This window comes from Acinetobacter lwoffii (genome assembly GCF_024129735.1).
GTDB lineage: Bacteria > Pseudomonadota > Gammaproteobacteria > Pseudomonadales > Moraxellaceae > Acinetobacter > Acinetobacter lwoffii_H.
On the sequence record NZ_JAMXXK010000046.1, the window covers coordinates 17,037 to 28,446 of the forward strand.

Annotated in this window: 10 protein-coding genes and 1 rRNA gene; 6 read left to right on the forward strand and 5 right to left on the reverse strand. The window is 45.2% G+C overall.

From position 1 onward, the window contains the following. The first annotated feature begins 86 nt into the window (after positions 1–86). The 4 genes from mdtD (at position 87) to dinB (ending at position 4,470) form a co-directional block, all read left to right on the forward strand. Entirely contained in the window at positions 87–1,478 is a 1,392-nt protein-coding gene (gene mdtD, locus NI469_RS12480) for a multidrug transporter subunit MdtD (protein WP_086044350.1), read from the forward strand. A gap of 66 nt (positions 1,479–1,544) precedes the next feature. Further along, the gene (locus NI469_RS12485) at positions 1,545–2,324 is read left to right on the forward strand and encodes a glycoside hydrolase family 25 protein (protein WP_253147164.1); all 780 of its coding nucleotides are present in this window, start codon (positions 1,545–1,547) and stop codon (positions 2,322–2,324) included. A 53-nt stretch (positions 2,325–2,377) separates the two neighbouring features. Further along, positions 2,378–3,394, forward strand: coding sequence for an MBL fold metallo-hydrolase (locus NI469_RS12490; protein WP_253147165.1), 1,017 nt, complete (start codon positions 2,378–2,380; stop codon positions 3,392–3,394). A 20-nt stretch (positions 3,395–3,414) separates the two neighbouring features. Then, on the forward strand, positions 3,415–4,470 hold the full coding sequence (gene dinB / locus NI469_RS12495; protein WP_253175359.1) for a DNA polymerase IV: 1,056 nt from the start codon (positions 3,415–3,417) through the stop codon (positions 4,468–4,470). A gap of 78 nt (positions 4,471–4,548) precedes the next feature. On the opposite strand, the gene NI469_RS15895 is transcribed toward dinB, so the two are convergent. After that, positions 4,549–4,677, reverse strand: coding sequence for a hypothetical protein (locus NI469_RS15895; protein ID WP_004732574.1), 129 nt, complete (start codon positions 4,675–4,677; stop codon positions 4,549–4,551). Positions 4,678–4,692: 15 nt separating this feature from the next. Here NI469_RS15895 and shiA point away from each other — a divergent pair, with 15 nt between their 5' ends. Further along, a complete protein-coding gene (shiA, locus tag NI469_RS12500) occupies positions 4,693–6,003 on the forward strand; it encodes a shikimate transporter (RefSeq protein WP_253175361.1) in 1,311 nt (436 codons plus the stop codon). Next, positions 5,993–6,349 (forward strand): RidA family protein, encoded by a 357-nt coding sequence (locus NI469_RS12505; protein ID WP_005101539.1) that lies wholly within the window; start codon positions 5,993–5,995, stop codon positions 6,347–6,349. Before shiA ends, NI469_RS12505 begins: the two co-directional genes overlap by 11 nt. Positions 6,350–6,405: 56 nt before the next feature. On the opposite strand, the gene NI469_RS12510 is transcribed toward NI469_RS12505, so the two are convergent. The 4 genes from NI469_RS12510 to rrf all read right to left on the reverse strand — a co-directional run. Then, positions 6,406–6,954 (reverse strand): DUF2726 domain-containing protein, encoded by a 549-nt coding sequence (locus NI469_RS12510; RefSeq protein WP_005108423.1) that lies wholly within the window; start codon positions 6,952–6,954, stop codon positions 6,406–6,408. A 398-nt stretch (positions 6,955–7,352) separates the two neighbouring features. After that, on the reverse strand, positions 7,353–9,761 hold the full coding sequence (locus NI469_RS12515) for a YgiQ family radical SAM protein (RefSeq protein ID WP_004644879.1): 2,409 nt from the start codon (positions 9,759–9,761) through the stop codon (positions 7,353–7,355). 222 nt (positions 9,762–9,983) lie between these two features. Continuing rightward, positions 9,984–11,177: an MFS transporter gene (locus tag NI469_RS12520; RefSeq protein WP_191112182.1), complete on the reverse strand. Its 1,194-nt coding sequence runs from the start codon at positions 11,175–11,177 to the stop codon at positions 9,984–9,986. Between the two features lie 154 nt (positions 11,178–11,331). Further along, a 5S ribosomal RNA gene (rrf, locus tag NI469_RS15990) occupies positions 11,332–11,410 on the reverse strand; the annotation flags it as partial.

Below are 11,410 nucleotides of genomic sequence, written 5' to 3' on the forward strand. Positions count from 1 at the left end.
ACACCGCATAAAAGTTGAAACGCTTTATATACGACAGACTCGGCTGATTCCTTTAAACTATTCAAAATTTTCAGTTTTCCAGAATTATGAATGCCACGCCTACGCATCAAGCCTTAGATCCCGAGTTCAGACTACTGGTCTTGTTGGTCTCGATTGGCTTTTTCATGCAGGGGCTGGATACCACCATTATTAATACCGCCCTACCTGCAATTGCCCAAAATTTGCAGGAAGATCCGCTACGCATGCACAGTGTGGTTGTCGCTTATGTACTGTCTGTAGCGGCCTGCATTCCCTTAAGTGGCTGGCTAGCTGACCGTTTCGGGGTCAGAAATACCTATTTTGCTGCGATTATTATTTTCTCTTTGGCTTCTTTGGGCTGTGCCTGGTCAAGTAGCCTGAACGAATTGTTGGTGTACCGGATCTTTCAAGGGATCGGTGGTGCATTATTGCTGCCGGTCGGCCGGCTGGCCATGCTAAAGATCATTCCACGTACCCAGTTTCTGGCCGCCATGAGTCTGATGAGTCTGGCCGGCCTGATTGGACCCTTAATTGGGCCGACCTTAGGAGGCTGGATGGTGGAATATCTGTCCTGGCACTGGATTTTCCTGATCAATCTGCCGATTGGCTTGCTGGGCGCACTAATTACCTTTAAGGCTATGCCGAATGTACTTGAACCTACAGTCGCCCGTTTTGATTATTGGGGTTTTATCTTGCTGGTCGTGGCGATGGTAGGTCTCTGTCTGGGAATTGAAAATTTTGCCAGTCCACAAAACTCGCTGTGGTGGAGCCTCAGCCTGATTCTGGCCGGTTTGTTGGCCACCCTGATTTATGCCTATCATTCACATACCCATAGCAATGCCCTGTTTCGCAGCCGGCTGTTTAAAAATAAAATTTATGCGATTGGCATTTTGGGTAATTTCTTTGCCCGTCTTGGCGGCAACTCGATTCCATTTTTACTCCCCCTCATGTTGCAAGTCGCATTCGGTTTTGAACCCTTTATTACCGGTTTATTGATGATTCCGACTGTGCTTGGTTCGCTGGCCTCCAAACCGATTATCCGCAACATCATTCAGCGTTTTGGCTACCGTCGGGTCTTGCTGGTCAATACCTTACTGGTAGGTCTATGTATTGCCAGTTTTGCCCTGACCACGGCGGAAACCCCAATCTGGCTCCGTGCGATTCATTTCTTTATCTTCGGCATTTTAAATTCACTGCAATTCGTGTCGATGAATACCCTGACCTTAAAGGACTTAAGCCAGCAGGATGCCAGTAGCGGCAACAGTTTCCTGTCGATGATCATGATGCTGTCAATGAGTATCGGGGTGGCACTGGCAGGAACACTGGTGAACATGCTGAGTGCCTATTACGGCGCTGACAATCTGGTGGCTGCTTTTCATGTATCACTGATCTGTTTAGGCTGCATCAATATTATTGCGGCCTATATTTTCTGGCATATTCCTAAAAATACCCCGGTTTGATGCGCTATATTCACTTTGGGCTGATTGTAAGTTTTAGGCTAAATCACATATAGGCAAGGACTGAAAATGCAAAAAAATCAGGCTCCGAACAGAGTTAATAAATCGCTCTTGATTGGGCTGGGCGTGCTGATCACTGTGATCACGATCGCCATGGTCTATCTCTGCCTGATGAAAGCACCGTCTGCCCATGCAGCCGATTATCCTATTCAGGGTTTTGATGTATCGCATCATCAAAAAGAGATTCAGTGGCAGCAGATTTCGCCTGAAAAATACCGTTTTGTTTATCTGAAAGCCACTGAAGGCGGCGACTTTAAAGATACCCGTTTTCAGGAAAATTGGTTGAAAGCACGTGAACGCGGCTTTTTGGTCGGTGCCTATCATTTTTACCGGCTCTGCCGCGATGGCAGCATTCAAGCCCAGAATTTTATTGACTCCGTACCCAATAAACCGGATGCCTTACCGCCAGTAATTGATCTGGAATATGACAGCAAATGCATCAATACCTATTCTAAAGAGCAGCTTTTAAACGAAATTCAGGTGATGCACGATGCCCTGAAAAAGCATTATGGCAAGCAGCCGATTTTCTATATTTCTAAAGCTTTTTATAATATTGTACTGGCAGGACACTTTCCTAACGTACCACTCTGGGTACGTGAATACAAAGGTCTGCCTGATTTAAAAGATCAGCCTAAATGGACGTTTTGGCAACATACCAGTCAGGGGAAAATTCCCGGTATTACCACACCGGTAGACCTGAATGTTTTTTATGGCTCAGAACAGCAATGGCTGGATTTTCTCAAAAAGAATGCGATTGTAGTACCTTCATCTGAGAATAAAGCGAAATAAAGCTGATCGCCTGAAAACAAGTTCTTTATAAAAACAACAAGGAAATAAAAAGATTGAAATGGATAAAAGGCGTTTTACTCGGTCTGGTGATTCTACTCCTACTCATCGCGGGTATGCTGGCTTATCTGTTGCAAGCTTCGGGCAAGGTTAGTGACTTTAAAGCGTGGCAGCCGCAAACCGGTATATCCGTTCACGGGCTTACAGTCAAATTTTTTGGTGTGTCCACCCTGTTACTCGATGATGGCCACGATCAGATCCTGATCGATGGTTTCTTTGGCCGGCCATCTTTGTGGCAAGTACTTAACCGCCCTATTCAAAGTGACAGGCTACTCATTGAACAACTGATGCAACACCATGAATTGAGCCGAACCCAAGCCATTCTGGTCAGTCACTCGTATTATGATCATGTTCTGGATATACCGGCCTTACTGGAGATGCTTCCCAAAACTGCTATCGTCGGTTCACCGAGCACACTGAATATCGCCCGGGCAAATCCCAAAGTTACTCCACAGCAATTACAGCTGGTTAAGCCTTGGCAAATACAGCAATGGGGCCATTTCCAGATCACTGCCATTCCCTCACAACATACCCCGCCTACAGCGGTAAATGATGATTTAGGCGAAGAGCTGCTGCAGCCTTTCACCCTTCCGGCTAAATTTTCCGAATTTAAGGAAGGTGGCAGTTTCGATTACCTGATTGAGCATGTGGGATATAAAATTCTGGTCAAGGCCAGTACCGGATTTATCCCGGATCAATTTAAAAACCTACAGGTCGATACTTTATTTTTAGGCATTGCCCAGCTTTCCAGACAATCCGATGCCTATCAGCAGCAATATCTGGCTGAAACCCTGAACCTGCTCAAGCCCAAAGTGGTGATTCCGGTGCATTGGGATGATTTTTTTCAGCCTTTAAACCAGCCGCTGCAATTTTTACCCCGTCTTGCCGATGACACCCCAAAAAGTTTGCAACTTCTGATTCAGGCTGCCGAGAGACAAGGGACAAAAGTCGTCCTGCTCAGCGAACCGCAGCCCTATTTACTCAACTCAGCCTTCGCTTCCCAATCCGATTAAAGCCCCTTAAGATAGCGTACATGCGCAAAATTATTCATATCGATATGGATGCGTTTTATGCCTCGGTTGAGCTGCGTGAACGTCCAGAACTGAAAGACTTACCTGTGGTGATAGCCTCGCATCATCCTCGGGCGGTGGTCGCGGCTGCCTCCTATCCGGCACGGGTTTATGGCCTGCGTTCTGCCATGTCCATGGGGCAGGCGCGCAAACTGTGTCCTCAAGTTATCGTGATTGAGCCAGATTTTGCCAAATACCGGCAGGTATCGGCACAGATTCATCAGATCTTCCAACAATATACTTCCCTGATTGAACCACTGTCTCTAGATGAAGCCTTTCTGGATGTCACAGAAAATTTAAAACAAATCCCAAGTGCTACCGAAGTCGCCATGCGAATTCGCGAGGATATTTTTCAAGCCACCGGATTAACTGCTTCTGCTGGTGTAGCGCCCAACAAGTTTCTCGCTAAAATTGCTTCGGACTGGCACAAACCGAATGGCATCTGTGTGATTAAGCCGTCACAAGTACAGCGTTTTATCCAGGATTTGCCACTGAAAAAAATTCCCGGCGTCGGTAAAGTCACTCAGGAAAAACTGAAAAGCCTGAATCTAGAAACTTTAGGCGATTTACAGCAAATTGATGAAGCCTTACTGATTCAGCAATTTGGCAAATATGGCCGGCGGCTATTTTTGTATGCTCAAGGCATTGATGAACGACCGGTCGAAGTGGAACGGGAACGCCAGCAAATTTCCAAAGAAACCACTTTTGATGATGACCTGCATCTGAACCAATGTCGCCCCTATTGGGAGCCTTTACTTGGACAAGTATGGCAAAGCCTGCAAAAAAAACAGCTTTCGGCTCGCGGCGTTACGGTCAAATTAAAACTCAAGAACTTTCAGGTGATGCAACACAGTAAAAGTTTTAAACAGGTGCTGCGTAGTCCACAGGAATTAGCCCAAGCCTTGGACTTACTGCTCGACGAGCTGCATATTGCCCCACAGATGCAATTTCGGCTGATCGGCGTCGGCGTGTATCAGCTCAGCGTCCCCGAGACTGAAACTCAGTTATTGCTGCTTTAAACTGTTTTTGATCACGTTTTAGGCATTAGTTTAAAAATACGGCAACTTTGTTTTTACATTTTGATTTTTTAGAGTACTCTATCTGCGCAATGCATTATCCATGTATGTGCTGAGATGCTGAAAATCACCTTTACTTTCAGCATGCTGTCCTGTGATTAGCGTGACGATCAAATCCGAATATTGCAGGGCAACTCTGATGTAACTCATGGAATTCCCTCCTGCATGTCTTCTGTAAATTCTTCTGTTGTTCAAGAACAACGCGCACGTAAAGCTGCGCTATCTAGTTTTGTTGGTGCTGTTGTCGATTGGTATGATTTTCTCCTTTACGGCATTGTTGCAGCCTTAATTTTTAAAGATCAGTTTTTTCCCAGTATTGGCGAGAATATGGGCACCCTGGCGGCACTGGCCACCTTTGGGGTCGGCTTCCTGTTTCGTCCTTTAGGCGGTGTGGTATTTGGTCACTTTGGTGACAAGCTTGGCCGTAAAAAAATGCTGGTACTTACGGTAATCCTGATGGGAATTTCCACGGTCGGGATTGGCCTGCTGCCAAATTTTGAAGCAATTGGCTGGTGGGCTCCGGTGCTGCTGGTGTTTTGCCGTGCCTTGCAAGGCTTTGCTGTCGGGGGTGAATGGGGCGGCGCAGCCCTCATGGCCGTAGAAAATGCACCAAAAGGAAAAAAGGCCTTTTATAGCAGTGGAGTTCAGGTCGGTTACGGCGTCGGTCTGGTTCTGGCGACGGGTGCAGTGTCGATTATACTTGCGACACTGGGTGAAGAAGCCTTTGCCGAGTGGGCATGGCGTATTCCCTTTCTGGCCAGCATCGTACTGTTAGCTGTGGCGATGTGGATCCGCCGTGATCAGGATGAATCTCAAGAGTTTGTGGAAAAGGTGGTGAAAGCAGACCATCATCCAGAAAAGCTGCCAATCTTGCAAGCCATCAGCAAACATCCAAAAGCTTTCTTCTATATCATTGCCTTACGTCTGACTGAATTGCTGACCATGTATCTGGTCACCAACTTTGCCCTGAACTATTCCACCAGCAACCTAGGCATGGACAAACAGTTCTTCCTGAATATCACGCTGATGGTCGGGGTAATTAGCTGTTTCAGTATTCCATTTTTTGCTTGGCTGGCGGATAAATTCAATCATCAGAAAATGTGTGTCTGGGGCGGTTTGATTGGTGCGCTTTCAGCCTTTCCATTTTTTATGGCGCTCGATGCACAAAACACCTGGATGATCATTATGGGGGCAATTTTACTGGCGAACGTCGCACACGATATGGTGGTCAGTGTCCATCAACCGATTTTCACCTCCCTGTTTGGCACAGAATACCGCTACAGCGGTGCCGGAGTTGGCTATCAGGTGGCGAGCATCATTGGGGGTGGTTTTACCCCATTTATTGCAGCGGCACTGGTGATTTGGGCGGATGGTTCATGGCATTATGTAGCCATCTATCTGGCGGTGGGTTGTCTGCTGACTGCACTGGTCGCAGCCCTGATGCCCAAAACTCAGGATGAACAACATGACAGTTGAACGTTTACACGTATCGAAACGCTTTTCGGAAATTGCTATTGCCGGTAATCTGGTGCATCTTGCCGGCCAGCTGGCCACAGATGTCGAACTGGATATTAAAGGGCAAACCCAACAGACTTTAGATATTATTGACCAGTTTCTGGCAGATGCCGGCACAGACAAAAGTCACATCATGTCGGTAACTATCTATTTGAAAGATATTGAAAAGGATTATGCAGCCTTCAATGAAGTCTGGGATGCCTGGGTCGCTGATATCGAAGCCCTGCCTCGTACCTGTGTCGAAGCAAAACTCTATGATCCACGGGTATTGGTCGAGCTGACCGTCGTGGCGGTTAAACCGGAATAATGTTTCAAGATCGATACTCATAAAAAAAAAGCATGCTTCTGGCATGCTTTTTTGTTTTAACCGACTGCTTTAATTTTACTGCGCTCTAAATCCGAATATAAATAATATTTTTTCAGATCATTGCTAACTGTATATTTGGGCATTTTCTGCATTTGCGCTTGCTCCTGCAAGAAGTCCTGGCGCAACTGATAATATTCCGGCACATCCTCGTAGCGAATCACCCGATAACCGGCCATGGTTAGTAATGCATCCTGAAAACCCGTCTGCTGGGGACGCTTTAAGATTAAGGGATCATCCACTCCCACCACGGCTAAAATCTGGTGCTGCTGATCCAGAATTACAAAATCTGCAGTCAGGTTGCGGTACTTATGTCGAGTCCGGTTAAATTTAGTCGTCATTAAGGCATCATAGGAAACATGTGCCAGAATAATGTATTCAGGTAAGACTTCTCTCAGGCGAGTGAAGGTCAATTGCTCATTCAGGTTAAAAATAGCACGTTGCTTTAACGCACTGTCTTGTGGTTTGGAATTATTTCCGAGCTTTTTCCATGCCATGAGCACGACACAGAAGAGCAGGAAACTCCCAATCATAATATAGGTGGTCATGCCTAAATCCTTGCATTCTTATAATCATTTTTGTTTTATTGTTGTGCAGTATAAACCCACGCTTTATTTTAAATAGAGCTAACAACCAATCTGTTTAAATACCCATACAACTGGTATCAAAACTCGATTCTATGTTACCTAAAGTGACATCTCTCTAGATGCCAATGAAAGTGGATTTAAAGTACTGATAATGCACTCTAAAACATCCATGGAATTGATCGCAATACATATCTGCCCAACTGTAGGACAATTCCGACAAAGTGTTATTTTTATATCACTTTTTTAAAGAACTTAATGCAAATAATATATTCTTTTACACTTTCAACGAACAAGCTCAGGCTACGTTACTTTACCCAAGAGCTAAAAAAAGACACCGAAGTGTCTTTTTATTAACTTAATTATGCACGTGATTTGGGCTTCGCTTTAGGCTTTGGCCCACCAAACGGTTTTTTGGCATCGCCTGTTTCACGCGGCGGCAAACCTGTGTGCTGGGTCAGAATTTGCCCACGTTCAGGACGCTTCTTGGTATTTGAAGGACGAGACTGAGCTTGTGCAGCCTTGCTACGATTCCCTTGCTCACCAGTACGTTTTTGCGAATCACCGGCAACCGTCGAGTTTTTCTTACGCGCCGATTGATACTGACCGTCTGCACTGCCTACAGGCTGATAAGTCGGAATCAAATGCTGTTTCGAGTTACCAATCAAATCCTGACGACCCATTTCTTTCAGGGCTTCACGCAATAACGGCCAGTTGTTTGAATCATGATAACGCAAGAAAGCTTTGTGCAAACGACGACGCTTCTCACCTTTCACAATGTCGACATTTTCAGTATAACGCGCCACTTTCGCCAGCGGGTTTTTACCAGTGTAGTACATGGTAGTTGCAGTCGCCATTGGTGAAGGATAGAAGGTCTGTACCTGATCGGCACGGAAACCATTCTTCTTCAACCAAATCGCCAAATTCATCATGTCGTAATCGGTAGTTCCCGGATGCGCCGCGATGAAGTAAGGAATTAAGTATTGTTCCTTGCCTGCTTCCTTACTATAACGATCAAACATTTGCTTGAAGCGGTCATAAGTCCCAATACCCGGCTTCATCATTTTATTGAGTGGGCCTTTTTCGGTATGTTCAGGCGCAATTTTTAAGTAACCACCGACATGATGGGTGACAAGTTCTTTGACATATTCAGGGTTTAAAACCGCAAGGTCATAACGTAGGCCTGAACCAATCAGAATCTTTTTAATGCCTGGTAAAGAACGCGCTTTACGGTATAACTGCGTCAATGGAGCATGATCCGTATGCAAATTCTGACAAACGCCCGGGAATACACATGACGGTTTACGACAGTTCTTTTCAATCTCAGGATCTTTACAGGCCAAACGATACATATTGGCTGTTGGGCCACCCAAGTCCGAGATAATACCCGTGAAGCCCGGTGCGGTATCACGGATTTTTTCCACTTCACGCAGAATCGATTCTTCAGAACGGTTCTGAATAATACGACCTTCATGTTCCGTAATTGAACAGAAGGTACAACCACCGAAACAGCCACGCATGATATTCACAGAGAACTTGATCATGTCGAATGCCGGGAAACGTGCATTGCCATAAGCAGGATGCGGCAGACGTGCATAAGGCAGGTCAAACACATAGTCCATTTCTTCGGTAGTCAACGGAATTGGCGGTGCATTCAACCAGACATCACGTTCACCATGCTTTTGCACCATGGCACGCGCATTCCCCGGATTGGTTTCCAGATGCAGAATACGGTTGGCATGTGCGTAGAGCACTGGATCTGCAGCCACTTCTTCAAAAGCAGGCAAACGAATTACGGCCAATTCGCGCGGCGGTAACTTATGTTTAATCGCTTTAGAAGCCGGTTGCAGTTGCACAATTTGTGTATCAGGATCTAAGTCATCCCCTGCTCGCACAATCGGGTTAGCGACATGTTCTTTTTGAAAACCTTGGTACTGGCTAGAATCCTTGCCTTGTTCAATCTCACAACCCTCGATATCTTCAGTCATGACATACGGGTTAATAATTGGATCAACACGGCCAATGGCATCGACATCATTCGATGCAATTTCCACAAACTTGGCTTTAGAGGCACGGTTGTGTTTATTCACAATAAACGCTGTACCGCGAACATCAGTAATCTCGTGAATTTTCTCGCCACGCGCCAAGCGATGCATGATTTCAGTGATTGAGCGTTCGCCATTACCGTACATTAAAAGATCGGCTTTTGAATCCATCAAGACTGAACGACGGACTTTGTCTGACCAGTAATCATAATGTGCAATACGACGTAACGACGCTTCAATACCGCCGAGCAATACTGGTACATCCGGATAAGCTTCACGAACACGCTGGCAATACACAGTTGCCGCACGGTCTGGACGTTTGTTTGGCTGATTGTCTGGTGAATAGGCATCATCAGAACGGATTTTACGGTCAGCCGTATAACGGTTGATCATGGAATCCATATTCCCTGCTGTTACACCCCAGGCAATATTTGGTTTACCCAAAACGCGGAACGCATCCACGCTGGTCCAGTCTGGCTGTGCAATAATACCGACACGGAAGCCTTGTGCTTCCAGGGTACGGCCAATAATGCCTGAACAGAAAGATGGATGATCGATATAAGCATCACCACAAACTAAAATAAAATCACAGCTGTCCCAGCCGAGTTGATCCATTTCCTCGCGTGACATCGGCAAAAATGGCGCAGGGTCAAAACAAGACGCCCAATATTTGTCGTAATCAAACAACGCTTTTGGCGCAGTCTGCATGGTATAAGCAGTAGACATGGCTAGCAATTCTCGGCTGGCAGATGATAGGAGATCTAAAAATAAGATCAAAGATGAAAGCCGATTATTTTACCATGAATCAGGTCTAGCTTGCTTGATTATAATTTATACAAAATCAGAGACTAACTGAACCACTTTCTATTTGTCACTTGAATCTAAAGTTTAAATATATCAAAAAAGAAATTTATCTTATTTATGAGGAGGAAAGCTTGGACAGAATCTCTAATTTGAACGGAGTCTTAAACTAAATGCCAAACCTGTCAGTAATAACGCTGTGATAAACACAGTTAATCCTATCCAGCCATAATTTTCCCATACCAATCCGCTTGAGCTCCCCAACACGCTTGAACCCAGGTAATAGCAAAATAAATACAGCGACGAACCGACTGCCCGATACTGTAACGACTGGATCGACACCCAGCTACTGGCAGTCGAATGGGCAGCGAAGAAAGAAAAAGTAAAAATCAGCAATCCGATAAAAACAACAACCAACTGATTAATCAGCATCAGCGCCAAGCCCACAAGCATCATCAGGATCATGGCTGCCAATATTCTGAATTTGCCATAATGCCATCCCCAGTGTGCTGCTCGAGGGGAGCTATAAATACCAGCCAAATAAGTAATCGAAATCACGCCAATCCAGACATGAGATAATTCAAATGGCGCTTGGATCAAGCGATAACTCAGATAATTAAATACCGAGACAAAGCAGCCCATCAAGATAAAACCTTGCAGGAATAAAACCCGAAGTTTTGGATCAGCGAGATTCTGCCTAAATGAGTTTTTAAAACGATTCAGCTTGATTGGATAGGCTTTAAAATGTTGCGAAGCGGGTAATAGGTAAGAAAATAATCCAGCGATACAAAGATTTAAGATACCGATAATCAAAGTGGCAGATTGCCAGGAGATAAAATCCACTAAAACTCCGGCAATTAAACGCCCTCCCATACCACCTATCGCTGTGCCAGAAATATATAAGCCCATGGCAAAACCGATATCTTTTTCTGCAATTTCTTCTCCGATATAAGTCATCGCGACCGCAGCGACACCACTGACTGTCAATCCAATCATTACTCGTGTGGTCAGAAACACGGACCAGATCGGCAATATTGCACTTAATAGTAATAATACTGAGACTGAAAATAGAGACCAGACCATAATCGGCTTACGACCGAATCGGTCTGATATTAGTCCAGTAAAAATCAGGCCAACTGCCAAGGCAATGGTAGAAAAAGATAAAGGGAAACTGCTTTGAGTCGGGCTGACCTGGAAATAATCAGCCAGAATCGGCATCATCGGCTGTACGCAATACAGTGATGAAAAAATGGCAAAGCCAGCAAGGAATAAGGAAAAAAGCACTGCTTTAAAAGCAGAAGAGCCATATTCAATATGGCTTGAAGATGAATTTGAGGACATATCCGCTCCATAGACCGGTTCAGTATACGCCTCTCAATTTTATTTTTATGTGATGTTTCAGTCGAAATAGCACATAAATAACATTTATTTGACTAAATTCCACGCATAAAAAAAATCCCCCTCTGCCTTGGCGGAGGGGGATTTTCGAATAATGAGCTGGCGATGACTTACTCTCACATGGGTAACCCCACACTACCATCAGCGCTAAGAGGTTTCACTTCTGAGTTCGGGAA